This is a genomic window from Shimia aestuarii (assembly GCF_900114635.1).
Lineage (GTDB): Bacteria > Pseudomonadota > Alphaproteobacteria > Rhodobacterales > Rhodobacteraceae > Shimia > Shimia aestuarii.
The window spans coordinates 683408-710166 of the sequence record NZ_FOTQ01000001.1; the positions used below are offsets into that span (position 1 = coordinate 683408).

Below are 26759 nucleotides of genomic sequence, written 5' to 3' on the forward strand. Positions count from 1 at the left end.
ATGCTCCCGGCCATATCCGCCGTAACCGGCGGTGCCGAATGCTGCCTGGGAGATGTCACCATCCCCCCTCGGGAACCTGTCCCTTGCAGGGCTGTGGGCATCATATGCTTCCAGACACCCAGGCGCAAGGAAAATATTTGTTGACGAGGAATGTAACACATTGAAAGTACGAAGAATTGTGGGGTTGGTATCGCACCGAGCGCCCCCAATTTGAGACAATTCCCAGCCAATTGCAGAAAAGACTGGACGAAGCGGCCAGACCACGCATCACTGGTCTCACGCCCGAAGAGTTCGGGCTCTCCTCAGTACCGGGCATCGACCCCCCACCCATGACCATGAGGAGACGCACATGCCCCTGCCCACGCTGAATGACCTCGACGACCTCGACCGCGATGCCCTGTCCGTCGCATGGCGCGAGATCCATGACAAAGCCCCACCCCCACGCATGAGCCAGGTCTTCATGCGCCGGGTGCTGGCCTTCGAGATCCAGGCACAGATGTACGGAGGGTTGCCAAAGTCTCTCCTCAAGGAGCTTGCAAAACCCGGCCCATCCCGAACGCCCTCCAAAGCCGCCCCCGCCCTCAAGCCCGGTGGACGGTTGCTCAGGGAATGGAACGGGGTGACCCATGTGGTGGGCGTCACCGAAGACGGGTTCGTCTGGAACGGGGAGACCTACCGTTCGCTCTCGGTCATTGCCCGCACCATCACCGGGGCGCATTGGTCCGGGCCCCGTTTCTTCGGGCTGAACAAGGGGGCAGGCAAATGAGCAAGACCCGCAAGATCCGCTGCGCCATCTACACCCGCAAGTCGTCCGAAGAGGGCCTCGACCAGGAGTTCAACTCGCTCGATGCCCAGCACGAGGCCTGCGCCGCCTATGTCGCAAGTCAGAAGCACGAAGGCTGGAAACTGCTGCCCGCCCGGTACGACGATGGCGGCAAGTCCGGCGGCAATCTGGAGCGCCCTGCCCTGCAGCAGCTGCTGGCAGATATCGAAGCCGGTCTCATCGACATGGTGGTGGTCTACAAGATCGACCGCCTGACCCGGTCGCTTGCCGACTTTGCCAAACTGGTCGAGCAGCTCGAAGAGGCCGACTGTTCCTTTGTCTCTGTCACGCAGGCGTTCAATACGTCGTCTTCCATGGGGCGCCTCACCCTCAACGTGCTTCTCTCCTTCGCGCAGTTCGAGCGCGAGGTCACTGCAGAACGTATCCGCGACAAGATCGCCGCTTCCAAGAAGAAGGGGCTCTGGATGGGCGGCGTCCCGCCTCTCGGTTATGATGCCCATCCCGATCCGAACGCCCGGGAACTGGTGATGAACGACACCGAGGCGGCGACGGTGCGGCGCGTCTTTGACCTCTATGACGAGCTGGCACGCCTGAATGCCGTCATGCGGCAGGCGACCTCGGAAGGCCTTATCTCAAAGCGGCATGTATTTTCCACGGGTCGAGTGCAGGGCGGGAACCCGTTCACCCGGGGTCAAATCTACCATATTCTGCGCAACCCGACCTATCTCGGGCGCATCCGTCACAAGGACACGTCCTTTCCGGGGCAACACGCCGCCATCATCGACCAGCATCAATGGGACCGGGTGCAGGACAAGCTGGAAGCCGCCGCGATGCGCCGACGCGGCGGGAGTGGATCAGACCAAGCCACCTCGTCCACACCAACCGCGCCACTTCTGGGCAAGCTGCGCGATGAGACCGGCGACATCCTCACCCCGTCTCACACACAGAAGGGCAGCCAACGCCATCACTACTATGTCTCGAACCGCCTGATCTACGGCAAGCCCGATCCCTCCGGCTGGCGCCTGCCCGCCAAGGCGCTGGAAGACGTCGTGACACAGGCGATCGCAGATCATCTTCGTCAGGCGGCCAAACACCATCAGGTCGTATCGGCTTCGGACGCACTGACATCGGCAACCGCCGTCAAGGCCACGGAGACCCTGGTGGCCGGGATTGAGCGAAATGGCCTCAGGGTAGTCGTCGACATTCTCAGGTCCGGGTCAATCAGCGACGGGCGGCTGCACCTTGATCTCTGCGCCAAGACCCTCGCAACGAGACTGAACCTGTCGAAAACGGAACTGAACCCGAGACTGTGTTCCGTCGATGTCCCCTTCACCATCCGCCGCCGGGGTGTCGAGATGAAGATCATCGCAGGCGAGATGGCGCCATCGCCCGACGCCACCCTGATCCGGGCGCTGCGCAATGCCCATGACTGGGTCGTCCAGATGAAGGCTGGGTCATCGGTCAAACAGATCGCCAGCGCGACTTCCATCTCGGAAAGTTACATCACACGTATCGTTCCGATGGCATTCCTGTCGCCCCGAATCCAGCAGGCCATCCTCAACGGATCGCAGCCCACAGACCTGACGCTCGAAACCATTGCCCGCAGCAAGATACCGATGGGCTGGTCGGCTCAGGAATGCCTCTTCGGAATCGCCCAAATCGCCTGATCCCTGTTCGAGAAAATAACTTCCCTGATCTGCTCCCGAAATTTCCCTGTTTACAGATTCAAATTCCCTGTTCCGATATGTAGGGAATTTGCCAACTAACCTGCTGAAATAGCCGCCGAAAACGATCTTGAAATCAGGCAAAACAAACCGAATTTGTCGAATTTCCCTGTTAATCTGCCCGTATCAGGGAAATCCCACCCCAAACCTCACCGGCCAAAATGGCTCTCTGAGACTTCTGAGAATGCTCTGGAAAATGCAGCGCCACGGTGCGTCTCAGTTCCAAAGCCCCGCCCGCAACCGACGGAAATCGCGGCACTAATCGCAACCAATTCTGCAGGGATTTCTGAGACAGGGGTCGGTGGCGGAGGAGGTGGGATTCGAACCCACGGAGGGCGTTAACCCTCGTCGGTTTTCAAGACCGGTGCATTCGACCACTCTGCCACTCCTCCGACGCGACATGACTAATCGCGCGATTGCCCATGTGCAAGACGTGACAGGGTGATTTTTTGCCGATTGCACCTGCCGGACTTTTATTGCTTTGCACATGGGGGTAAACTCTGCGCAAACAAACACGGTCCGGCCCGCGCGTATCGCGGTGTCGGGATCATCTGCGACAACGACCGCTGACAGGCAAGGGACAAGACATGGCACTCATCCGCACTCCAATCGGACCGGGACGGCGTGGCGCATCCGTCGCCGCATTGCTTCTCGTGATGTCGCTCGGTGCCTGCACCGACGGCGAGGAATTTGCGCTGTTCGGGAACAAGGAACCCACCGCGCCCACCACTGCCGGACAAACAACCAAGCTGGTGGAACGCGATGTCGAAGCCCCCGAGGTCTTTTCCAAGACCGAGGCCGGCCTCTGGGATGGGCGCCCGTCGCTGGGCGGGGTCTGGGCGGCGCACCCGGACGTGGCCGACCCGGAACGAGTCATCATCCGCAACCAGGCCAACGGCAAGTTCGTGATCGGCGCACTGTTCCGCCGCGAACGGGAAATCCCCGGACCGCGCATCCAGGTCTCATCTGACGCCGCCGAGGCGCTTGGCATGCTCGCCGGTCAGCCCGTCGAACTGAATGTCACTGCGCTGCGGCGCGAGGAAGTGCCCGAGGATCCGCCAGCCACCGCCGAGGCGACATCCGAAGTCACCGAACCTGCTCAGGTCGAAGAGGCCCCGCTCGAACCGATTGCAGCGGCGACGGCGGCCATTGCCGCCGCCGAGGCCGAAGAAACCAAGCCGACACCGCCCGCGGCCCAGTCGGAGGTTGCCCCCAAACCGCAATCCTCGTCGCTCAAGAAACCCTATGTGCAGATCGGCATCTTCTCGGTCGAGGCCAACGCCAAGACCGCCGCCGACCAGATGCGCACCGCCGGGCTTGAGCCGCAGATCAAGAAAACCACGTCCGGAAGCAAGACCTTCTGGCGCGTTCTGGTCGGGCCCGCGACCTCGAAATCCGGCCTGAACGCGATGATCAAGAAAGTGCACGGCACCGGCTTTACCGACGCCTATGCCGTGACCAACTGACGGAGACGCTGAATGCCCCGGCTTTTTGCCACCCTTCTGGCCCTTGTGCTTGTGCTGATGCTGCCGCTGTCGGCGGCCCGCGCCTTTGAAACCCGCGCGACGGCGGCCTTTGTCATGGATCAGTCCACCGGCACCGTGCTCATGGCCAAGAATGCCGACACCGCCCTGCCGCCGGCTTCGATGTCCAAGCTGATGACACTCTACATGGCGTTCGAGGCGATCCGCGACGGGCGCCTGTCGACCGAAGAACGCCTGCCCGTGTCCAAACACGCGATGAGCTATGGCGGCTCGACGATGTTTCTGGACACGACCGACCGGGTCAAGGTGATTGACCTTCTGCGTGGGATCATCGTGCTTTCGGGCAATGACGCCTGTGCCGTGATCGCCGAAACACTGAGCCCGGACGGGACCGAAGCCGGGTTCGCTCGCCTGATGACCCGCAAGGCGCGCCAGATGGGCATGACAAACTCGACCTTCGCCAACTCCAATGGCTGGCCCGCGCCCGGACATCGCATGTCGATGCGCGATCTGGTGCTGCTTGCCAACCGCCTGATCAGCGACTTCCCCGACTTCTACCCGATGTTCGCCGAAACCGAATTCAAGTTTGACGGCCGCGCCCCCCAGAACACCCGCAACCGCAACCCGCTTCTGAAGCTCAACATCGGCGCCGACGGTCTCAAGACCGGCCACACATCCGAAGCAGGGTATGGTCTTGTCGGGTCCGCCGTGCAGGGCGGACGCCGCGTGATCTTTGCCATTTCTGGCCTCGAGAGTACCGCCGCCCGTGCCGAAGTGTCCGAACAGATCGTTAACTGGGCTTTCCGCCAGTTCTCGCAATCCACCCTCGTCAAGGCCGGTGAGCGCGTGGCCGAGGCGGATGTCTGGATGGGCAGCCTGCCCCGTGTCGGTCTTGTCCCGACCGAGGACATCACCGTGCTGCTCCCTGTTCTGGCCCAGAACAAGGTACAGGCCGAAGTGGTCTATCAAGGGCCGGTCAACGCGCCGATTACCAAGGGGCAGGAACTGGCCCAATTGGTGCTCAAACCGGAAGAACTGCCCGAAATCCGCGTGCCCCTCGTGGCCGAGAACGACATCTCCGAAGGGGGCTTTGCCGTGCGCCTGCGCACCGCGACCAACGTCTTGATGGGTCAGCTCGGGCTGACCCCGGCGGGGGCGCTTTGAAACACGCCGCCTGCTTTATCACTTTCGAGGGCATCGACGGGTCCGGCAAGTCGACACAGGCCCGCCGTCTGGCCGATGCCCTGCGCGCCGAAGGCTATGACGTTGTCCTGACCCGTGAACCCGGCGGCTCTCCGGGGGCCGAGGAAATCCGCTCCCTCGTGCTCGAAGGCGACCCAGACCGCTGGTCCGCTGAAACCGAGATCCTGCTTTTCACGGCGGCCCGCCGCGATCATCTCGAACGCACGATCCTGCCCGCGCTGGCGCAGGGCAAGGTGGTGATCTGCGACCGCTTTGCCGATTCAACCCGCATGTATCAGGGCCTGTCGCGCGGCGATCTGCGCGGCATTGTCGACCAGCTGCACGCCCTCATGATCGGGCGTGAACCCGACCTGACATTGCTGATCGACATGGACCCGGCCCTTGGCCTCACCCGCGCCAAGGCCCGCCAGACTTCCGAGGAGCGGTTCGAGGATTTCGGGCAGGCGCTTCAAGAACAGATGCGCCGCGGTTTTCTCAACCTCGCCAATGAATTTTCCGACCGTTTCCGCGTCATCGATGGCGGGCGCAGCCCCGAAGAGGTTGCCCTAGACGTCACCCGCATCGCGCTGGAGCATCTGGCGTGAGCGAAGAGGCCCTCCCAGAAGCCGATCGCGTCCCCGGCGCGCCGCATCCTCGCGAGACCTTGCGCCTTTTCGGACAGGACGCCGCCCAGCGCGATTTCCTGCAGGCTCTGAACGCAGACCGTCTGCACCACGGCTGGCTGATCACCGGCCCGCTTGGCGTGGGCAAGGCGACGCTGGCTTGGCAGATCGCCCGCTTTCTGCTGGCCACGGCGGGCGAGGCCGATGGCGGCCTGTTCGGCGGCCCTCCCCAATATGACAGCCTGCAGGTCGATCCCGACCACCCCGCCGCCCGCCGCATCGCCGCGCGCTCCGAACCGGGGTTGTTCTCGATCACGCGGACCGTAAACGAGAAAACCGGGCGCCTGCGCGACCAGATCGTGATCGACGACATTCGCGGCCTGACCCATTTCCTGCACATGTCCTCTGCCGAGGGCGGGCGCCGCGTCGTGATCGTGGATGCCGCCGACGACATGAACATGAACGCCGCCAACGGCCTTCTGAAAATGCTCGAAGAGCCACCCGCGCGCACCACGCTCCTTCTGATCTCGCACCAGCCCTCACGCCTCTTGCCGACGATCCGTTCGCGTTGCCGCGAACTGCGCCTGCACCCGCTCTCTCCCGAGGACATGCACGCCGCGCTGCAACAGGCCGGGCTCGAGGTCGAGGAAACCCCGGCGCTTGCCGAACTTTCCGCCGGCTCAGTCGGCGAGGCCCTGCGCCTTGTCCGCCTTGGCGGGATGGAGATGTACCAGCATCTCGTTGCGCTTTTCTCCACCATGCCCGGCTTTGACCGCCAGCAGGCGCTGAAACTGGCCGAAGCCGCCGCCCAGCGCGGTGCCGCCGACAAGTTCGAACTGCTCCTGACCCTGATCGACACCTTCGTGACCCGCCTCGCGCGCACCGGCGCCACCGGACAGCCGCCTCTGGTCGAGGCTGCCCCGGGCGAGGCCGCCCTGCTCTCCCGTCTGGCCCCCAACGCCCACAAAGCGCGCGAATGGGCCGTCGCGGCACAGGAAATCACCGATCGCAGCCGCCACGGTCAGGCGGTGAACCTTGACCCTGCCGCGCTGGTGCTTGATACGGTTTTCAGGATTCAGAAAACTGCCAGCGCATGAGCGATATGACCGACCTGCCCGAAATCACCGACAGCCATTGCCATCTCGACTTCCCCGACTTCGAGGGGCAACTGGAAGACATCGTCGCCCGCGCGGGCCGGGCCGGCGTCACCCGCATGGTCACGATATGCACCCGCTTGCGCCTCGAACCGCAGGTGCGCGCCATTGCCGAAGCGCATGCGCCCGTCTTCTACGCCGCCGGCACCCACCCGATGAGCGCCGCCGACGAACCGCTGGCCACGCTCGACGAACTGGTTGCACTTGCCAAGCATCCGAAATTCGTCGGCATCGGCGAAACCGGGCTTGATTACCACTACACCGCCGAAAGCAAGGACATCCAACAGACCTCTCTGCGCGTACACGTAGAAGCAGCCCGCGAAACCGGTCTGCCGCTGATCATTCACAGCCGCGACGCAGACGAAGACATGGCCCGCATCCTGACCGAAGAATTCCAGAACGGCGCCTATACCTGCGTCATGCATTGCTACAGCTCCGGCGCAGAGCTGGCGCGCCAGATGCTCGACCTAGGCTTTTACCTCTCCATGTCCGGCATCGCCACCTTCCCCCGCTCGCAAGAGGTGCGCGACATCTTTGCCGCTGCCCCCGTGGACCGCATCCTCGTCGAAACCGACGCGCCCTACCTTGCGCCGCCCCCGTTCCGCGGCAAGCGCAACGAACCCGCCTATGTCGAGAAAACCGCCCGCGTCGGCGCCGAGGTGTTCGGCATGGACTACGCCGAGTTCGCGGCCCAGACACAGGCCAATTTCGACCGCCTGTTCTCCAAGGCCCAGCTCAAGGCCAAAGCCGCATGAGCGCCCGTCTGACCTTCACCATCTTGGGCTGCGGCAGCTCGGGCGGCGTCCCCCGTCTTGGCGGGCACTGGGGCGATTGCGACCCCGAGAACCCACGCAACCGCCGCACCCGCTGCTCCCTGCTGGTCGAGCGTGAAAACAATGACGGCAAGACGACCGTCCTGATCGACACCTCGCCCGACATGCGCCACCAGCTTCTGCGCGAAGAGATCGGCGCGCTTGACGCCGTGCTCTACACCCATTCCCATGCCGACCACGTGCACGGCATCGACGATCTGCGCATGATCGTCTTCAACATGCGCAAACGCATCCCGGTCTGGGCCGACGGCCCGACACAGGACGCGCTTTATTCCCGCTTCGGCTATGCTTTTGTGCAGCCCGAGGATTCGCCCTATCCGCCGATCCTCGACATGCACACGATCAAGGGCGACGTGACCGTCTCGGGCGCCGGAGGCGACATCACCTTCACTCCGATCGAAGTCAATCACGGCAGCATCGACGCGCTCGCCTTCCGTGTCGGCGGGCTGGTCTACATGCCCGACGTGGCCGACATCCCCGACGATGCCTGGGACGCCCTGCAGAACATGGATTGCTTCATCCTCGACACCCTGCGCCGCACGCCCCACCCGACACACGCGCATTTCGAAAAGTCGCTGCAATGGATCGACCGCACCGCTCCCCGGCGCGCCGTGCTGACCAACATGCATATCGACCTCGACTATGCCACGGTCGACGCCGAAACCCCCGCCCACATCACACCGGCCTATGACGGCATGCAAATCACCTACGATGTCTGAACGGCTGCGCATATGCAGACGCTGATCTCGGTCATCCTGCCGGTCTTTGTGGTGATCGGCGCGGGCTATGTCGCCACTTGGCGCGGCTACTTCACGCATAATCACGTCGACGGGCTGATGCGCTATGCCACCGGCATTGCCGTACCCGTCCTGCTGTTCCGCGCGATCTCTTCGCTGGATCTGGCCGCCGAATACAACCTGCCCATGATGGGCAGCTTCTATGCCGGGGCTTTCCTGTGCTTTCTCGCCGGGATGCTGGGGGCACGCTATTTCTTTGGCCGCGACTGGGAAGACGCCACCGCCATCGGCTTCATCTGCCTCTTCTCCAACTCCCTGCTCCTCGGCCTAGCCATCACCGAACAGGCGTATGGCCCCGACGCACTCACCGGCAACTATGCCATCGTCTCGATCCACGCACCCTTCTGCTATGGGCTGGGCATCACCGTCATGGAAATCCTGCGCGCCCGTGGCGGCAGTCGCCGCGCCATCGTGCCCAAGGTGCTCAAGGCGATGTTTTCCAACGCGCTGATCCTCGGGATCGGTCTGGGCTTCATCGTCAACCTTGGCCATATCCCTGTGCCCGACGCCATCACTTCGGCGGTCAACCTCATCGCCGCCTCGGCCCTGCCGGCTGCGCTTTTCGGCATGGGCGGCGTCCTGTTCCGTTACCGCCCCGAAGGCGACATGCGCGTGATCCTATTTGCCTGCGCCATCGCGCTTGGCCTGCACCCGCTGATCACATGGACACTGGGTACACTCTCCGGCCTTGACCGCGACAGCTTTCGCTCCGCCGTGCTCACCGCCACCATGGCCCCCGGCGTCAACGCCTATCTCTTTGCCAACATGTATGGCCGCGCCCAGCGTGTCGCCGCTTCAAGCGTGCTGATTGCCACCGGCGCCTCGGTCTTCACCATCTGGCTCTGGCTCTTCGTGATCCCCTAAGGCAGACGCCCGACACACAACACCGTGACTTGAACCCCCGGCACCCGAGGTCCATATTCCTTGCCTCGCGCAAAGGAGCCAACGCCATGACCATCGCCCCCATCCGAGTGGACATCATTTCAGACGTCGTCTGCCCCTGGTGCATTGTCGGTTACCGCCAACTGATCGCGGCCAGCGAGAAAGCCGGCGTGCCCGTGGAAACCTACTGGCACCCGTTCGAACTCAACCCCGACATGGTCCCCGAGGGTGAAAACACCGGCGAACACATCGCCCGCAAATACGGCAGCACCCCCGAACAATCCGCCTCCGCCCGCGCGCATCTCACGCAATTGGGCGCCGATCTCGGCTTCACCTTTGCCTTCACCCCCGAGAGCCGCATCTACAACACGTTCAACGCCCATCAGCTGCTGCACTGGGCCTCGGACATGGGAAAAACTCAGGACCTCAAGCTCGCGCTGTTTGACGCCTATTTCACTGACGGCAAAGACGTGTCCGATCCCGAAATCCTGATTGCGGTGGCCGAAACCGTCGGCCTTGACGGCGACGAGGCCCGCGCTGTTCTGAACGATCAGCGCTTTGCCCATACCGTGCGCGACAAGGAAGCTTTCTGGACTTCGCGCGGAGTGAGCGGCGTCCCGACGATGATCTTTGATGCGCGACAGGCCACTTCGGGCGCGCAGGGCGTCGACACTTTCACACAGGTGCTAACCCAGATGGCCGCGCAACCGCGCCAGGTCAGCCAATAAATCTCGGTCAAAAAACCAAAGGGCGGCCTCAGCCGCCCTTGATCCGTTGCATCAGGTACACTTCGGCCCCCTCGGGCACGGCGCTGTGGTGATCCGTGACCAGTTCGTCATCAATCACCACCGAAACGCCCGCCTCAAGGATCGGTTCAAGCCCCGGATAGGCGCCCGAAAGCGCCTCCAGAACCTGCCCAACCGTTCCCGCCTCGACCGCGACCACCCGCGCCCCGTCCGTGAACCGGGTCAGGCTGGACCACAGATGAACGGAAACCGCCCCGCTCATTCCTTGGCCTTGAGTGCCGCCAGAACTGCGGGGGGTGACATCGGCAGGCTGCGCAGACGCACGCCCACCGCGTCATGGATCGCGTTGGCAATCGCAGGCAGCGGCGGCGTGATCCCGGTTTCCCCGACCCCACGCACCCCGTAAGGGTGGCCCGGATTGGGCACCTCAACGATCACCGTGTCGATCATCGGCAGGTCCGACGCCACCGGGATCCGGTAATCAAGGAACACCGTGTTCTGCAACCGCCCGTCCTCGCCATAGATATAGGCTTCGTTCAGCGCCCAGCCGATGCCCTGCACCGCGCCGCCCTGATACTGGCCTTCCACATAGGCCGGGTGAATCGCCCGACCGGCATCCTGCACCACGAGATAGCGCAGAATGGTCGTGCGCCCGGTCTCCGGGTCCACTTCGACATCCACCACATGGGTGCCAAAGCTTGCGCCCACACCTTCGGGTACCGATTCATGGTGTCCGGCAATCGGACCACCTGTCGAACTCATCTTGGCCGCGATCTCGGCAATGGTCATCGGCGGGAACTTCCCGGCATTCGGCCCGGCGGGCTGTGCCGCGCCATCGACCCATTCCACGGCCTCTGGATCAATGCCCCATTTGGCCGCCGCCCGGCGACACATCTCGCCAATCGCCTGCTCTGCGGCCATCACCGCCGCCTTGCCGCTGGCAAATGTCGCACGGCTTCCGTGGGTGGGCTCGTTCACGCCCAGCGCGCCGGTCTCGACCACGTTGACCCGCACGTCTTCATAGTCGATGCCCAGCGTTTCCGCCGTCATCAGCGCAATCGACGCCCGGCTCCCGCCGATATCCGGCGTGCCCACGGAAACCTGCGCCGTGCCATCCTCGGAAATCGCCAGCGAAACTGACGTGTCGCCGCTATGGTTGAACCAATAACCACTGGCCATACCGCGTCCCTGGTTCGGCCCCAACTCGGCCAACAGGTTCGGGTGCGCCTTCGTGGCCTGCAATACTTCTTCCAGCCCGATCGAACCGAATTTCGGCCCATAGCTGGCCTTGTCCCCTTCGTGCACCGCGTTTTTCAGGCGCACCTCCAGCGGATCAAGCCCCAGCTCACGGCACATCTCGTCGACAAGGCTCTCCACCGCAAAGGCCCCCATCGGGGAGCCCGGCGCGCGATAGGCCGCCGCGCGCGGGCGGTTGGCCAGAACGTCATAGCCGATATGTTCCACCGCCGGCATCTTGTAGGCGGCAAAGCCACACATCAGCGCGAAATCCACCGGCGCGCCCGGAAAGGCCCCGCCCTGCATGCGGAACTCGGCCCGCCCGGCGGTGATCTGTCCATCCTTGGTCATGCCGATCTTCACGTCCATCGACGCCGACGCCGTCGGCCCCGTGGCCCGCAGCACTTCGGAACGGGTCATCACAACCTTCACCGGACGCCCGCCCGCCTTCTTGCTCAGCGCAAGGCTCAGCGGTTCCATGAAGATCGTCGTCTTGCCGCCAAAACCGCCACCGATCTCGGATGGGGTCACGCGAAGCTGCGCCGGGTCGAGCCCCAGCACATCGGTACACATCTTGCGAATGAACCAATGGCCCTGCGTACAGACCCACATCTCGCCCCGGCCGTCTTCGCCCATCTGCCCCATGCAGGCATGCGGTTCGATATAGCCCTGGTGCGTGGCCTCGGTCTTGTAGGTCTTCTCCATGACAAGATCCGCGGCGCCGAACCCGGCTTCCACGTCGCCATGACCGAACTCCATATAGCGCACCACGTTGGGTGGCATGCCTTCGGGCACGGTCGCATCCGCCGCGCCTTCCCGGATCACCGGCGCATCGGGCTTGATCGCGTCATCCACGTCGATCACATGCGGCAGCACCTCGTACTCGACCTCGATCAGCCGCGCCGCATCCTGCGCCACGAAAGCCGACGTCGCCGCCACGGCGGCCACCGCATGCCCGTCATAAAGCGCGCGGTCCCCGGCCATGGTGTTTTCCTGCAGGTTCCACGCCTCTCCGGTCAGCCCCTCTGGGAAGTCGGCACGCGTGATCACCGCCTTCACCCCGTCCAGCGCCTCGGCCTTCGAGGTGTCGATCTTGACGATCCGCGCATGCGCATGAGGGCTGCGCACCACCGCCGCCCAAAGCATGCCCGGAGCAGAGATATCCGCACCATAGCGCGCACGCCCCGTCACCTTGTCGAGCCCGTCCGGGCGGTCCGGCCGTGTGCCAACCAGTCTGAATTCTGTGAGTCCGTCCTTCGCCATCACGCAGCCTCCCCACGCAGTTCCGCCGCCGCATCCATCACGGCGCGGATGATCTTGTCATAGCCGGTGCACCGGCACAGGTTGCCCGCCAGCCAATAGCGGACCTCTTCCTCGGTCGGGTTCTGGTTCTGATCCAGAAGCGCCTTGGCCGCCACAAGGAAGCCCGGCGTGCAGAACCCGCATTGCAGCGCCGCATGTTCGATGAACTTGCGCTGCAACGGATGCAGTTCCTTGTCTTCCGCCATGCCCTCGATCGTGCCGATCTCGCGGCCCTCGGCCTCGACCCCCAGCACGAGACAGGAACACACAAGCGTTCCGTCAAGCGTCACCGAACAGGCACCGCAATCGCCGGTGCCGCAGCCTTCCTTGGTTCCGGTCAGGCCAAGATTGTCGCGCAGGCAATCCAGCAGGCTGGCGCGCGGGTCGGCCAGAAACTCAACCGTGTCCCCGTTTACCTTCGTCGTTACGTGGGTCTTGCTCATGTCTCAGGCTCCTTTCGCGCGCGTATACGCGATCTTCGCGGCGCGCCCGGCCAACACGCCCGCCACATCCGTGCGGAACGCCACCGTTCCGCGTTTGTCGTCAATCGGGTTGCAGGCGGCGCTTGCCGCCTTGGCCAGCGCCTCCAGCGCCGCGTCGTCCAGCGTCGTGCCAATGATGGCCTCGGCCGCCTCGGGCACCAGCACCACCGTCGGCGCCACCGCGCCCAGCGCAACACGCGCCGCTGTCACCGTATCACCGTCAAGCGTCAGGCTGACGGCACAGCCCACCACCGCAATATCCATCTCGGTGCGCGGAATGAAGCGCAGGTAAGCGTCGCCGCCATTCTGCCCGCGCGGCGGCAACAGGATCGCCGAAATCAGCTCCCCCTGCGCCAGCGTCGTTTTGCCCGGTCCCGCCGGGATGTCCTCAACCGATGCAGTACGCGTGCCGTCCTGTCCGGTGATCTCCACCGTCGCCCCGGCCGCCACCAGCCCCGGCACCGAATCCGCTGCCGGCGAGCCGTTGCACAGGTTCCCGGTCAGCGTCGCGCGCCCCTGCACCTGGGTCGAACCGACAAGCTCCATCCCCTCGACCACACCGGGCCAATCCGCCACCAGCGCGGCATGCGCGCCCAGTTGAATGCCCGGCACAGCGACGCCGATCCGCCAACCGCCATCCTCGGTCTGTTGGATGTCGGCCACCCCGGGTATCCCCTTGAGGTCGATCAGATCGTCCGGGAGCACCATACCGGCGCGCATCTGCACCAGCACATCGGTGCCACCAGCGAGAAACCGGGTGACTCCGGTGGTCGACGCCGCAAGCCGCGCGGCGTCTTCGAATGTCGACGGCGAATGATAATGCATATGACCTTCCTTCCTGGCGTTCCGTCAGGGGCCCGCGCCCCCGCGAAAAAGCATAGGGCGCGCAATTCCGCGCGCCTTTGTCCTAGTCTTGCGCCTGCAGCCCGTGCGGATCAAGCGCTGTTTTCATTCATGGAGCCGGCACAGCCTGCCCCATGTTCCTGACCTCGGGTCAACAAGATGGCCGGGGATACCGGGCCCGCCAACGCCCCTGATCGCGACACTACACACAGGCCTCCGCCTGCGGCGCCACGCGCCCTGCCGCTCCGACTCCCTTATCAGGGGGGCACATAACCACACGCACGGCATGCACGGCGAAACGCGCGTTGTTGGCTGATACTCTTACATGTTTGCGCTCTCGGGTTCGGGCAACAGCGACACATTTTTGCCGACAACCGACCCGAACTGCAAAACCGGAACAGCCCTGAACAGAACACACGCACCGCACACGCCAAACGCCTGTTGCATCGGCCCGCTGGATTGGTTTGTCAGAAGATTTTCGGCGTCTGAGCCAAGGCAGGAACCCGGCATGGCCCGGGCGTTGCTATGGGCAAGGACCCAATGGTGCGGTCGAGAAGACTCGAAACTCACCGAATTTCCGAAAAGCCTTAAAAATAAGGGGATAAGGAGCAACGTCACACATCCGTTCGTTACCCTTTGTGTGACGTTTATTCTGAGGCAACGCGCCACTCGCACGGAGTGGTGCAGTACAAGCGCAACCCTAGTCAGCTTGACCAACAACGAACCCCATCTGACACCAGAACTCGTAGGTCTCTTTCGGAAGAGGGGGAACAAGGTCTGGCATCACATACGGAGGGTATCCATCCACGACGCTTTTCTTCATCGGGAAGAAAACCCACTGGTAACCTGTATACGCGCCGAACTGGTTCTTAGCGTTGATGTAAAGGCATGCGGTTTGCCATCCGTGATTGCCGACGAAGAGGATCTTCTCTTTGATTTTTGCGGATCCGAAGTCCAAGAGGTACGTTTCCAGTTCCTCTGATACCGCAGCGTCGAGCAAGTCTGTCCATTCGGCTTGCCATTGCTCTCGTCGTTTGAACTCGATGTCCAATGCAATCGAAGCGAAATTATTGTCGACATGATACCTCTTGGAGTATTCCGCCATAGCTTTTCTAGTCCCCGGCCCAGTCAGACCATCGATCTTCGATTCGTACAAACCAAGGCGAAACAATGCATGCTGCATAGCCCGAGTTCCGTTGCGGTCTGCAGCTACTGCAGAGGTCGAGAACAAACAAATCGCCATGATGGCAGAAAGTCTTTTCAATAGAATATTCCTCTTGTCGCAAGTCTACTTTCGTCCGGTCAATTTCCGAAGCAATGAACTGAAAGAGCATGTCTAGCAAAAAGCTGAAGCGCTCCTCAACATGGGAGGCCACCTATTCCGCATACAGTTTTTCCTGCATGCGGAGGAAAGCCTTTTTGATAGCGGGTAAATCGCCTAACCTTGCTTTGCCCTCACTGACACTGCCGTACCGCGCTGTAAGGAAGGCCCCCAGCTTTTTGGTTGCTAGCTCTCTTTCCCCTCGTGCCTCATAGGCGCTTAGAATTGCAAGCAGCAATTCCTTCATGTCTCGTTTGGCGTCGGCAAGTCCGCCGGTGCGAACGACATTTGCGCGGTCGTGGCGCGTCTTGGGCGTATTGGTGAATAGAATGTAGCTCAGGACATCGAAAAGATCGCTGTCTGGCGCGTCAACCAACCTGCGTATGTCATCCAGCCTATCGCGGTCGTATCCACGATCAGAAAGCTGTTCGAGGAACCTCTCCCGATTATCAGGGGCACTCCACATAGCCCTGAGTTGATCCTCATCAGTGACGATCCCAGAAAGATCGCCGAACAACCGCTCTAGGAACTCGGCCGCAGTTATCGGCTTACCCTCAGGACTCCAGTAGGTCGTCGCGGAAACGTATTTGATACGACGGACACTACCATCCGACAGTTTCACCTCGATTTTTGCGCGAGGGGGATCGTCAGGACCACCGCCACCCGGTTCCGGCGGTTCGCCCCCCGGTTCAGGTCCGGTTGGAGGGGTGCGCGGTCCTTTCGGGGGTTCTGGAGCCAGCGGTTCTCCGTCCCATTCTGGATCGTTGAAGTTTTCGTGCGCCCTCACGAAATCCCAAATCGTGAAGAAATCCTTACCTTCATAGGTTCGGGTCCCTCGCCCGATAATTTGCTTGAATTCGATCATGGAGCGAATTGGACGCATCAACACGATGTGCCGAATGTTGCGCGCATCTACACCCGTGGAGAGCTTTTGCGAGGTCGTCAGAACCGTCGGAATGGTCTTGGCATTGTCTTGGAAGTCGCGAAGGTGCTGTTCCCCTACTGCCCCATCATTGGCCGTAACACGGTGGCAGTAGTTCGGGTTCGTGCTGTCTTTCACTTGGTTGATCAAGTCGCGCACCAATGCCGCATGATCTTGCGTAGCGCAGAACACCAGTGTCTTCTGCCGCTGATCGATTTGGCCCATGAACTCCCTCACGCGGCTCAATTCACGCTCGGGAATTACAATCCTGGTGTTGAAGTCACCTTCGGTGAAGGTCTCTCCGTCCTCGATCTCACCCGCGACCAATAAATCACTGCCGTCATAGACGTATTCGTCAATGGTGCTGGCCATCTGGCGAACCTTGAAGGGCGTAAGGAAGCCATCCTCGATCCCGTCGCGTAGTGCATACGTATAAACCGGCTCGCCAAAGTAAGCATAGGTATCAGCGTTATGCTTGCGCTTAGGCGTGGCCGTCAGGCCAAGCTGCGCCGCTGGTTCGAAATACTCCAGCAACCGCCGCCATTCGCTTTCGTCCTTGGCGCCGCCACGGTGGCATTCGTCAATCACGATGAAGTCGAAGAAGTCTGGCGGGTACTGGGTGTAGACCGGTTCGCCCTCGCCAGTCATGAAGGTTTGGAAGATCGTGAAGAACAGGCTCGCGTTTTTAGGAGGCATGCCCTTGTTCTTGCGAATAGTGTCCGGGTCAATCCGGGTCACAGCGTCACTGGGAAAGGCGGAGAAGGCGTTGTAAGCCTGATCGGCTAGGATGTTGCGGTCGGCTAGGAACAGGATGCGTGGGCGGCGCACAGGCTCTCCTGAGAGATTCCATTTGGCCCGAAAGAGCTTCCAAGCGATCTGGAAGGCGATGGACGTCTTACCGGTGCCCGTGGCCAGCGTCAGAAGGATACGACGATCCCCCTTTGCCACAGCCTCCAGCGCAGCCGTAATAGCCTTGTGCTGGTAGTAGCGGAGTTCCCACTTGCCTCCATCGGTCTCGAAATCCACAGCGCCAAAACGTTCACGCCAGTCGTTTTGGTCGGTAAACGTACGGTCCCAAAGCTCATCAGGTGTCGGAAAGGGCAAGGACATGTCGCCCTCTGCCCCGTTGGCCATGTCGATCTGGTACCAATTCAATCCATTGGAGGCATATGCAAAGCGAGAGCCAAGACGCCCAGCATAGTCCTTTGCCTGCCCTACGCCGTCGCGATGGCTCAGCCCAGCGCGTTTTGCTTCCAGAACAGCGAGCTTCTGCCCCTTGTGGATCAAGACATAGTCAGCCGACAGACCTCGCCCGCGTGTACCACCTGACTGGATGCGCCCCGGACAAATTACCTCACGACGAACCTTGGAGCCATTCTGTCCCCATCCCGCCGCTGCAAGAACAGGGTCAATCCGCTCCGCACGGGTATCAGCTTCGGTTTCTTCGTGAATACTCATCAGCTCATTGTCCCGGGTTGCGAGGCTTCATGTCACGCAGGAAACGTTCCCAATGCGCCTTGGCAATGGTTTGCCCCTCTTCCAGCTCGGTCTCATCGCGCAGGAACTCTAGCGGGTACCATTTACCGTTGCCCTCCTGATACAGGACCTGTTCATAGATGTTCCCTGTGTGTGAGATGCGCCAAGGTTCATAGGCCTCAGACAAGAGCGTATAGGCATGGTTCAGGCTGGTCGCCGGTTCGCTCGACACACACTCTGGCAGGATGATCTGCGAGGACTCCAACCCCACCGCTCGCCACCCTTGGACGGTAAGCCAGAGACCACCGCTTTCCATGTCCGGCAATTGCCGCTGTCTGTCGTCGGCAGGGCCAATTTCGACCTCAACAAAGTTGCGCAAAGCTGACCGCCGTTCCCAGCGTTCAAACCATTTACCAAGACTTCGAGACGCGAAATCCGCAGGCAACGTCGCCTGTCGAAGTTCGTCGGTGACTTCTTCAGGACGGCTACCCGACAGCATTGCAATCAGCTTGGTACCCTTCTCAAGAATCCTGATCGCTTTCTTGCTGCGCAGCGATTTCAACAGAGCCGGATCGCTGATCTTGTCCTCGCTGATAATTAGTTCGCATTCCGCGCCGTCCGCAACTGGGACGGCACCGCCAAACTCCATTTCAAATGCACCGTCGACGAAGCGAATGGGTAGGCGGTGTTTTTTTGGTTGCTGGCTCATGATGCTCCCTTCAAGTCAATTCACCCGCGAAGGCTTTCTGCACAAGGGATTGTCGAAGGTCTTCGAGGTCTTGAAGCTTCGCCTCGTAGAGCACCTCAGCTCGTCCTATCTGTTCACTAATTGCATCCATGTGTTCGACTATTTTCTTTTGTGCATCGCGTGACTTTGGAAGCTCTACAACTTCATAATGCACATCGTTCCTGTTCAAAGTTGGAACGCCTGCCCCAGATGCAAATCGCGCAAGGTTAAAGCTCTTTAACATATGGAATACGAACCTAGGCTCGTTGCCGTGAAAATCTTTGACGTACAGTGCGGTATTAAGTGGCCAAAAATCTTCTTCGATGAAAAACACATTCCCAATACTCCCACTTCGCCCTGTTACGACACCCGGACCTTTTACTTTTGCCTGTGAATGGGTGTCCGTTGGCCCACTCGACGTGACCAGTGGAAAACGTCCTCTCGTTCTGAGCCTTTTCGGAAGATCAAAACCACGTTGAAGCGTGGCAACATCACCCAACTTAAGTCTATGCCATCCTTCCTGAGTTTCTGGAGGATCAAGCGCAACACTTCGAGCGCTCTTCAACAACTCCTGTGCGTTTTGGAGGTTGGCTTCGGCATGGGCGCGAGCGCGAACCAGCCCCTCGAAGGCCTCGTCCAGAACCGCCACAATTCGCTGTTGTTCTTCGAGTGGCGGCAATGGGATTGGGATTTCCCGCAGTCGACCTTGGTTTAGCTTAGGAACCGTCATGCCAGATATGAACGGCATTAGGTCCGCACCGTTCAAGTAGTAGATCAGCCAGCCATCCAAGACTTGGTCTCTATGCGGGCGGATCACATGAGCATGGTTGTTTACCCACGTCTTGCCCTCAATAGCGAAAGCTGAGTTTGCACCAGCTTCCCACTTCGCACCATCTTCGCCAATTAGAACCAATGGTTCATCGAAGAGGTATCCGTCCACGTGGTCAAGGACACCGGTAGCTCCATAGTATGGATAAGGGCCGGCCTTCCTATCTTTTTTGGTGATCGGTTTTCTCAATCGGTCGAGCACATCCACTAGATCGCCCAGTGGCTTCGTTGGCCAGCCGAACTCAGCGATGTCCTTCACAGCACCCCCCGAATGTCTTGGAGGATTTGCGTAGTCTCGGCATCCCGTGCCAGCATGTCGGTGATGATCTCTTCGGGGCTACGGAGCGCCTCGGCCTCGGGTGCGTTGGGATTCTTGACCGACAGGTCGTAGGTGTCCTCGTCCAGATCGGCGCGGTTGACGATCCAGCTTTGCGGCTCGTTTGGGCGGGTGCGTTGCAGCTCCACGAACTCCGCCAGATCGTCGTCGTTCAGCGGGCTGGTCTTGCCAAGGCTGCGGCCCGGATCAAGCTGGTAATACCAGATGTCCCGCGTCGGCGCGCCTTTCTCGAAGAACAGCACCACGGTTTTTACACCCGCCCCTTGAAACGTGCCTTGCGGGCAATCGAGAATAGTGTGTAGCTCGGCAACCTCCAGCAATTCCTTGCGCAGCGCGACCGAGGCGTTGTCGGTGTTACTGAGGAAGGTGTTCTTGATCACCACCGCAGCACGTCCACCGGCTTTCAGTTTGCGGATGAAGTGCTGAAGGAAAAGATAGGCAGTCTCGCCCGTACGGATCGGAAAGTTCTGTTGAACCTCCCGCCGTTCGCCGCCACCAAATGGGGGATTGGCTAGGATAACGTCGTGACGATCCTTCTCCTGAATGTCCATCACGTTCTCGTTCAGCGTGTTGGAATGCAAGAGGTTCGGAGCTTCGATCCCGTGCAGGACCATGTTCATGATCCCGATGATGTAGGCGAGACCCTTCTTTTCCTGTCCATAAAAGGTCTTGGCTTGCAAGGTCTCGAACTCGGACGCCGATAGGGTGTCAGTCCTCATGTAGTCGTAGGCCTCGCACAAGAAGCCCGCAGAACCACAAGCGCCGTCATAGATGGTTTCACCGATTTTCGGATCAGTCACCTTGATCATGGCCCGGATCAGCGGACGAGGCGTGTAGTATTCGCCCCCATTGCGGCCAGCGTTGCCCATGCGGCGGATACGGGTTTCGTAGAGTGCCGAAAGCTCGTGCCGTTCGGCTTGCGTGTTGAATGACAGGCTGTCCACCTGCTCCAGCACATCGCGCAGTATATAACCCGACCGGAACTTGTTGCGCAGCTCTGTGAACACCTCGCCGATTTTATACTGGATCGTCTGTGGTCCAGTGGCTGACTGCCTGAATGCAGCGAGATATGGGAACAAGTCCTGATCAACGAACTTGATCAGATCGTCCCCGATACGCGCGGTGTTGTGATCGAACTCTCCGCCCTTCTTTGGCGCGGCCCACTTGTCCCAACGGAAGTCTCCATCGATGATCGGTGTATAGTCTTCGCCATCTAGTTCAGCGCGATCCTGGCGTTCTGTTTCGAGGTCATGAAGGTACTTCAAGAACAAGACCCATGAGGTCTGTTCGACGTAGTCGAGTTCGTTGGCGATGCCCTCTTCTGCTCTCAGGTCTCGCTCAATCTTGTTGAATGCGTTTTCGTACATGCTGCCCCGGATCAATTGCCATTCACAGGCGTTTCTTTCGATTGCCTGTTCAAGTTTCTCTTACCATGGCTCCAGTTCGGCACAAATGTCCAGCGACGCTCACCCCTAGGGTTGTGGTATTTTGTGGTCGCATCAGACTTGGATTGTGCAACATTTTTGAAATTTTTTGCGCGCAAATCAAATGGCTTTCCGAAAGCAGATTATGTGAAAGAATGTCTAAATGGGTCCCTGCAACTGTTTTTGAAATTCGGTGAGTTCGAGAGCCACGGCACCTGTAACCCCAGTTTGTGATTGGACGTACCCCCGTCAGGAACCTTTGCCGCTTGGCAAAAGGCTCGCTGACAGGGAGACCAATGGAAAGACAATGCCGGAGTTTACATGCCCCAGCGGACCAGCGCCGCTTCTGCCGCAGCAGGGTCTTCTTTTATTCGCAGGACGGCTTGACGCGATATACCTGCAGCTCGCGAGATTTCAGAAGTTCCGCTTCCCTGCGTTAGCAGATCACGAACCATCGTGAACGTCGCCCGATCAAAGCTAGGCTTCCTGCCGGGGTATTTCCGCGCATCGCCTTTTGCGTGGGCAATCCCTGCCCGCTGGGCCTGCTTCGTGGCTTCTGCCTGTGCCTGCGCAGTTGCCGCCATGAAAGCGATTAGCGCGTCCCGGACAGCCTGTTGCACGGGGTCTGTGGTGGAACCATCAAAGGTCATTCCGTTGATTACGGTCTTGATCACAACCCCTTTCCGCATGAACTCGCGGATTGTGTCGGTTACATCCGCGTAGTCCCGCCCAAGACGGTCGACCCACCGAACCACCAGAACGTCTCCAGAGCGCAGTTTGTCGAAAAGGCGGCGCCCCTCGGGACGTTCGGCAAGCTTGGTACTAATACCGGACACGCCTTGATCAGCGACCACGTCGTCGATCTTGAACCCAGCGGCCTCTGCGTGCGTTCTCTGATGCTCCAAGGTTTGGTCCGCTGTTGAGACGCGTGCGTACAGGATCGTCTGGGTCATTTTTGGTCACCTTTTGTCCGTAAGGGTAGTGTCCTTTGTTTATCGTGTCCGTTGATGATTCGATACCCTTACGGACACATTTTTTCGCAACAATCCAATTGACCGCAAGGGCATAGCCTTGCGGACACTCTATAAAACTCTTGCCCTCCTTGTGGTTCAAAAAAGTCAAATAGAGGCCCTAGAAATTTGCGAACCGCAGGAAGCAGTTTGCCGAGGCAACCGTGTTAGAACGGTTAACATTGGCAGGCCTGACCGCTTAGCACAGATGGGCAGCCACAAAACGAGATTGATTCCTTCCGCATACGAAAAATGGGGGATGTTCACGAGACCCCAAACTTGCACACATGTTAAATATTTTGATGTTGCACTGTCAGAGGCAGGCGGCTGCTGTGATGGGCATTTCCGGTCAATTGGTCAGTTAACCAACCAAATCTGGGGGGATAGCGTGCAAGGCGATGCAGGCATTTGAGAACCGCTGCAACATAGAGAGCTTGTAAACTTACCCCTCCCATTGCAGCCTACTGGGTATGAATTGCCCGTACTGCGACACAGACCTTTCACCCACTTCTATTGCCTGCCCACAGTGCGGGCACGATATGCTTTCAGATGACAATGCTATGGCCCACCCGCATTTTCCTCCGTCACCTCCTCCGCTCCCAGTAACGCACAGTTTTTGGCTCGTTGTTGCGTTTATCGGCATTCTACTGATTTTTTTCATGTTCTAGGCACAACCGCCGCCAAGTAGGCCCGATCCATGCGCGCTGCCTGTGTGCAGGTATCGGGGCTGATGACAGGGGTCTGATGACAAGGGGGGCTAGGCCCCGTCATCCCCCGGAAACATATGTTTTTACCCATTATCCTGTGTATCGGGGTGTGTGGGCCAAAAACATATCTTTCCTATAGTAATCCTGAATATACCTGCCATCAGAAGAATACCTGCCATCAGAAGCCCCAAACCCCTTGTACACAAGGAGATTTCTGATGCCAGCCCTGATGCCAGCCTGATGCCACCCCCCTTTTCCGCTCTACCCCGACATCAGAAAAACACTGGGCTGATGCCAGTCCTGATGACAACCCCTGCCCCTTGGCATCAGGCTGGCATCAGACAGAAAAAAGGCCGCTAACGCGGCCCCTCCTAAGTATCCAACACACAACCCCGATCATATCAAATCCAGCTTCTCGAACCGGTACAGTGTACCGTGTTTATCCTTGTGAGCTTTTTTCAGAACATACCGCCCATGGTGCTGCACCTCTTCGGTCTGTTCGTCGCGCCATTCCCGCACAGGGGACATATTGCCAATGAAACCGGCAATCGTGTTTCGGGCCTTATCAGGATAAAACACATTGCCAGACTCGTCGGTTAGGTAACCCCAGTTCTTCATGGCGATGCCCTCAACGTTCAGAACGTCCTTCATGATCGAGATAACGCGGTGGTCTGCATATTCGAACGGCTTCCGTTCGCCTACCTTGCCGACCTCCTTAGGGGCTGCGTGCGCCTCCCCCACGCGGAACAGGGTGGGAACCTTCAGTTGCAGATCGATCATCGCGTCGAGAAGTTCTGCTTCCGGCGAAACAGCTTTCACCGTCGTCTTCATCTTGTCCCGGTTGCCAAGGAAGCCCTTGATCCCTGCGGCCTCAAGGATGCCGCCAATGACCTTTGCGTGACTCTCAAAGCCCCCCAGCGCCTGCCCTGACCATTCAGGGCACCCCTTGGCAATCCAATTCTGAACGAGGGTCAACAGGCAGTGCAGGTATTCGCCCGCGTATGCGGGCACGTGTTCAGCCAGATTGTACTTGAAGGAGGTAGTCGGACGGTCGCCGGGGTTTTCCATTTCCGGATCAATGTCGATCAGTATCATCCGGTCTGCTAGCTCTTTGCTCAAATGGGTGCGATTTCCGGTGAACATGAACACGGCTCGCACGGCGGCGTCGATCATTTCTGTGACACCCAATCGCCGCCCCGAATACAGCGGGTATGCCGTCATCGCCGCCGCCAGTTCCCCAAAATCCACTTTCCCGTCATCTGGCATGTTATCGAAGAATATTTGAGGCCGACCGCTATCCACCGACGCCATCACCGTTTTTGACACTTCGTCCGCCTTGTTCGGCAGTGACTGAGGGGCGGGATTTTGCAACGTCGCCATGTATCCAATGTTGCTCAGCGCCAATGTGGCCCCACTTCTGGGCTGATCCTTTCGCCCCAAGTGCCCCGGAGTAGCCCCCAATATAAAATCACGGCAAATGGACGTCATCCCCACCGACAACAAGTGACAGAACGACGGCGACTCTAGCCCGTCAACGATCCCGCCCCCGATGTAGGTCTCTTTCGTGATCCTCTGGTCTTCGTCGCGTTCAATCTCGCACCCTGTCATTTGCTCACGTGACAGTGCATCAAGCGGGAAGTCGGCGAACACATCGACCAGTTTACTGACCGTCTCCCTGACCTCATCTTCGGTTGGAACGGCGCTGACCGGCGGGATAATCACGCCTTCCTTCGGCTTGTAGTACAGCCCAGACGCCGCATGATAACCCGGCTCTGTGATTAAGTTTTTGTCCACATCGTAGACAGGTGAACTGATCACGCGATGTAGCGCCGGGTACCCGGTCAGCGGCTTTTGGTACACATTATTGACCACCCCTTGCGGGGCTTCACCAACTTCTCCTTTGCTCTCGAAGTCGATCCGGTCTTCCATCAACGCCTTATATCGGTCCTTACCAATAGCACGAATGTTAATATTTCCGTTCTCATCTTCCCGGATATCCACAAGCCGTTCCGTGCTGTGGAATAGTTCCGGTTCGTTGCCTTGATCGGTCATAATTGCGTATGTTTCGGCGCATGCCTCGCGAAAGGATTCACTGACAGAGACAAGCGGGAAGTCCGAGTCGTGCACCGCGCCCTTCAGATGCTTCAACATCTTCCGGACTTCGGCGATAGGAAGCCCCGACACCGTCTTCAGACGTTTTGCCAGTTCCTCTGCAATAACCGCCGTCAATGGTGCTTCGATCTGATCAATGAACGAATCCAAAGCTTCCTGTTCAGGGGTATCACCGAGGTTTTTGACGGCCTCTGACACATCGGCACGGGTTTCCAGCTTGATACCGTCGCCTGACGGCGACTTGCCGCTGTGCTCCTGACTTTCTGCGTCGAACTCTCCCCCGCCTGCGGCTTCGAATGCCGCCGCCTCCGCCTCTTTCGACCTGATATAACGCCGGGCGTTCTCGATCTCCTCCAACAGGTGAGACTCGGTATCATACTTAGTGGACTTCCCACGCCCGCCCTTACGCTCCGCAACGGCAATCGCGTCCTGTAGCTGGGTCAAAAGCTCCGCAGTATCTGCGTCTGCCCCATGCGCGCTGAACCATGAGCATGCGGCGCTGTAGATCGGGGCATTGAACCCCTTGCCCCCGGCGTGGTCTCCAATATTGGACAGGTGTGCCTCAAAGCCGCGACTGTCGCCGCTCGGTTCTTTCGGTTCATACACCTTCGACGGCGCTTGCCCTTCCGGACGGAGACGTCGCCCGTGCCCTGCCTTCGTCTGTGTCTGCTTTGAAGCTTCTAGCGCCGCTGTGACCAACCATTCCGGGGCTTCTGCACACTCAATCTCCCCCGGCGCGCAACCTTCTTTCCACTGGTAATAACCAAGTGACGGATGCACAGACGGAGCGGCCACAATACAGCCGTTCTTACCGCGAATGTCGATCTTTGGACCAACTTCGTTGCTGCTGTTGTGAATCTGCACGTCAGCCTTGAAAATGCGGTGCTGCCCGCCGGAGCCGCTGACAGACGTCCACGTCTCGGGAAGCTTGCCGTGCTTTGCTTCTAGGTCGAGAACAGACTGCATCCCTGTTTCGCCGTCCTCGTCCAAAACGAACATCCCGCAACCCGGAGGAAAAGTCAGTCCGACGTTACGTGGCTTGTCCACCGCCGCATAGTCATGGATGTCACCCTCTTTGTCAGCGGGGTACTTACCGTCCCCAGTCCATCGCGCGCCCAACTTGTCGTGGGACGTGGAAGACTCGTTCTGCCACCCCGCACCGCGTGGGTGTTTGATGCCTTTCCCCGAAGTGAGAGTCGGATAGCCTGTGTTGTAAAGTCCGTGGCAGTCGATTGCATGGAGACCGCAATCGCCATAGTGCATCGCTGCTGCCAACGTATAAGTATTGTGCAAGGCAGACCCGGCGTGACTCGGGTCGTCATAGTCACGCCGCAACCCTGCGTCAAAGAGCGTTGCCGCTGCTTGGTTCCAGTACCTTCCATAGGGGCGCTGTCGTGCATCTGCATAGGCATCCCTACCCCGCTTCGTATGGTAAGGATTCCGTTTCGACGGGACCCCCCAGATACCTTTGACTGGCAGGGGGTCAAATGGTAGCGGCGGCTTCGGTTTCGCTTTCTTCTCTGGTGCCTGTGTGTCGGCGGTCTTCTGGGCTGCTGCCTCAGTCATTCACTTTCTCCTTTCATTGCACCCCGACTGGGCGCTGGGCACAGCTCCGCCGATCACAGAAACACTGTTTCTGCGCGATGGCGGACCACGATGTGATGGTGCCCGATTAGATTGTGCCCACTACCTCTAGCAGGCGGATGAGTTGGACATGATGCACCTTTCTACGCACCCGTCAAATCACTGAAATGTCCGAAAAAATTTCTTTTCGGACATTCAGGCCGAAACTCGCCTTTAAGGCGAAAACTCTTTCTCTTTAA

General features: G+C 59.7%; 21 protein-coding genes and 1 tRNA gene. 10 read left to right on the forward strand and 12 right to left on the reverse strand.

Annotated elements, in window-relative coordinates:
* Positions 1–349 precede the first annotated feature (349 nt).
* A complete protein-coding gene (locus BMZ35_RS03495) occupies positions 350–766 on the forward strand; it encodes a DUF2924 domain-containing protein (RefSeq protein WP_093090910.1) in 417 nt (138 codons plus the stop codon).
* Positions 763–2451, forward strand: a complete 1689-nt coding sequence (locus tag BMZ35_RS03500) for a recombinase family protein (RefSeq protein ID WP_093090912.1) — start codon at positions 763–765, stop codon at positions 2449–2451. Before BMZ35_RS03495 ends, BMZ35_RS03500 begins: the two co-directional genes overlap by 4 nt.
* Positions 2452–2810: 359 nt before the next feature.
* Here the strand turns inward: BMZ35_RS03500 and BMZ35_RS03505 are convergent.
* Positions 2811–2900, reverse strand: a tRNA-Ser gene (locus tag BMZ35_RS03505).
* Between the two features lie 195 nt (positions 2901–3095).
* On the opposite strand from BMZ35_RS03505, the gene BMZ35_RS03510 reads away from it, so the two are divergent.
* The 8 genes from BMZ35_RS03510 (at position 3096) to BMZ35_RS03545 (ending at position 10191) form a co-directional block, all read left to right on the forward strand.
* Positions 3096–3974 carry an SPOR domain-containing protein gene (locus BMZ35_RS03510; RefSeq protein WP_093090914.1) on the forward strand — a complete coding sequence of 293 codons (879 nt, stop codon included), beginning with the start codon at positions 3096–3098 and terminating at the stop codon, positions 3972–3974.
* Positions 3975–3986: 12 nt separating this feature from the next.
* Entirely contained in the window at positions 3987–5156 is a 1170-nt protein-coding gene (locus BMZ35_RS03515) for a D-alanyl-D-alanine carboxypeptidase family protein (protein ID WP_093090916.1), read from the forward strand.
* Entirely contained in the window at positions 5153–5779 is a 627-nt protein-coding gene (gene tmk / locus BMZ35_RS03520) for a dTMP kinase (RefSeq protein WP_093090918.1), read from the forward strand. The genes BMZ35_RS03515 and tmk overlap by 4 nt, the downstream gene beginning before the upstream one ends.
* Positions 5776–6894 (forward strand): DNA polymerase III subunit delta', encoded by a 1119-nt coding sequence (locus tag BMZ35_RS03525; protein ID WP_093090920.1) that lies wholly within the window; start codon positions 5776–5778, stop codon positions 6892–6894. Before tmk ends, BMZ35_RS03525 begins: the two co-directional genes overlap by 4 nt.
* 5 nt (positions 6895–6899) lie before the next feature.
* A complete protein-coding gene (locus BMZ35_RS03530) occupies positions 6900–7706 on the forward strand; it encodes a TatD family hydrolase (RefSeq protein WP_093092532.1) in 807 nt (268 codons plus the stop codon).
* Complete coding sequence (locus BMZ35_RS03535) at positions 7703–8503, forward strand: MBL fold metallo-hydrolase (RefSeq protein WP_093090922.1); 801 nt, start codon at positions 7703–7705, stop codon at positions 8501–8503. Before BMZ35_RS03530 ends, BMZ35_RS03535 begins: the two co-directional genes overlap by 4 nt.
* A gap of 12 nt (positions 8504–8515) precedes the next feature.
* The gene (locus BMZ35_RS03540; protein ID WP_093090924.1) at positions 8516–9445 is read left to right on the forward strand and encodes an AEC family transporter; all 930 of its coding nucleotides are present in this window, start codon (positions 8516–8518) and stop codon (positions 9443–9445) included.
* A gap of 86 nt (positions 9446–9531) precedes the next feature.
* On the forward strand, positions 9532–10191 hold the full coding sequence (locus BMZ35_RS03545; RefSeq protein WP_093090926.1) for a DsbA family oxidoreductase: 660 nt from the start codon (positions 9532–9534) through the stop codon (positions 10189–10191).
* 28 nt (positions 10192–10219) lie between these two features.
* Here the strand turns inward: BMZ35_RS03545 and BMZ35_RS03550 are convergent, their stop codons facing one another.
* The 11 genes from BMZ35_RS03550 to BMZ35_RS03605 form a co-directional block, all read right to left on the reverse strand.
* Positions 10220–10471: a MoaD/ThiS family protein gene (locus tag BMZ35_RS03550; protein ID WP_093090928.1), complete on the reverse strand. Its 252-nt coding sequence runs from the start codon at positions 10469–10471 to the stop codon at positions 10220–10222.
* A complete protein-coding gene (locus BMZ35_RS03555) occupies positions 10468–12708 on the reverse strand; it encodes a xanthine dehydrogenase family protein molybdopterin-binding subunit (protein ID WP_093090930.1) in 2241 nt (746 codons plus the stop codon). The genes BMZ35_RS03550 and BMZ35_RS03555 overlap by 4 nt, the downstream gene beginning before the upstream one ends.
* Positions 12708–13190 carry a (2Fe-2S)-binding protein gene (locus BMZ35_RS03560; RefSeq protein WP_093090933.1) on the reverse strand — a complete coding sequence of 161 codons (483 nt, stop codon included), beginning with the start codon at positions 13188–13190 and terminating at the stop codon, positions 12708–12710. Before BMZ35_RS03560 ends, BMZ35_RS03555 begins: the two co-directional genes overlap by 1 nt.
* Positions 13191–13193: 3 nt before the next feature.
* A complete protein-coding gene (locus tag BMZ35_RS03565; RefSeq protein ID WP_093090935.1) occupies positions 13194–14054 on the reverse strand; it encodes an FAD binding domain-containing protein in 861 nt (286 codons plus the stop codon).
* Positions 14055–14772: 718 nt separating this feature from the next.
* A complete protein-coding gene (locus BMZ35_RS03575) occupies positions 14773–15336 on the reverse strand; it encodes a peptidoglycan-binding domain-containing protein (protein WP_131814321.1) in 564 nt (187 codons plus the stop codon).
* Between the two features lie 112 nt (positions 15337–15448).
* Positions 15449–17773 (reverse strand): EcoAI/FtnUII family type I restriction enzme subunit R, encoded by a 2325-nt coding sequence (gene hsdR, locus BMZ35_RS03580; protein ID WP_093090941.1) that lies wholly within the window; start codon positions 17771–17773, stop codon positions 15449–15451.
* Between the two features lie 4 nt (positions 17774–17777).
* Positions 17778–18500 (reverse strand): hypothetical protein, encoded by a 723-nt coding sequence (locus BMZ35_RS03585; RefSeq protein ID WP_093090943.1) that lies wholly within the window; start codon positions 18498–18500, stop codon positions 17778–17780.
* 10 nt (positions 18501–18510) lie between these two features.
* Positions 18511–19605 carry a restriction endonuclease subunit S gene (locus BMZ35_RS03590; RefSeq protein WP_207502886.1) on the reverse strand — a complete coding sequence of 365 codons (1095 nt, stop codon included), beginning with the start codon at positions 19603–19605 and terminating at the stop codon, positions 18511–18513.
* Positions 19602–21050 carry a class I SAM-dependent DNA methyltransferase gene (locus tag BMZ35_RS03595; RefSeq protein ID WP_093090945.1) on the reverse strand — a complete coding sequence of 483 codons (1449 nt, stop codon included), beginning with the start codon at positions 21048–21050 and terminating at the stop codon, positions 19602–19604. The genes BMZ35_RS03590 and BMZ35_RS03595 overlap by 4 nt, the downstream gene beginning before the upstream one ends.
* Positions 21051–21424: 374 nt before the next feature.
* Positions 21425–22060, reverse strand: a complete 636-nt coding sequence (locus BMZ35_RS03600) for a recombinase family protein (protein ID WP_093090947.1) — start codon at positions 22058–22060, stop codon at positions 21425–21427.
* Between the two features lie 1160 nt (positions 22061–23220).
* On the reverse strand, positions 23221–26502 hold the full coding sequence (locus BMZ35_RS03605; protein ID WP_093090949.1) for a bifunctional DNA primase/polymerase: 3282 nt from the start codon (positions 26500–26502) through the stop codon (positions 23221–23223).
* Positions 26503–26759: the final 257 nt, after the last annotated feature.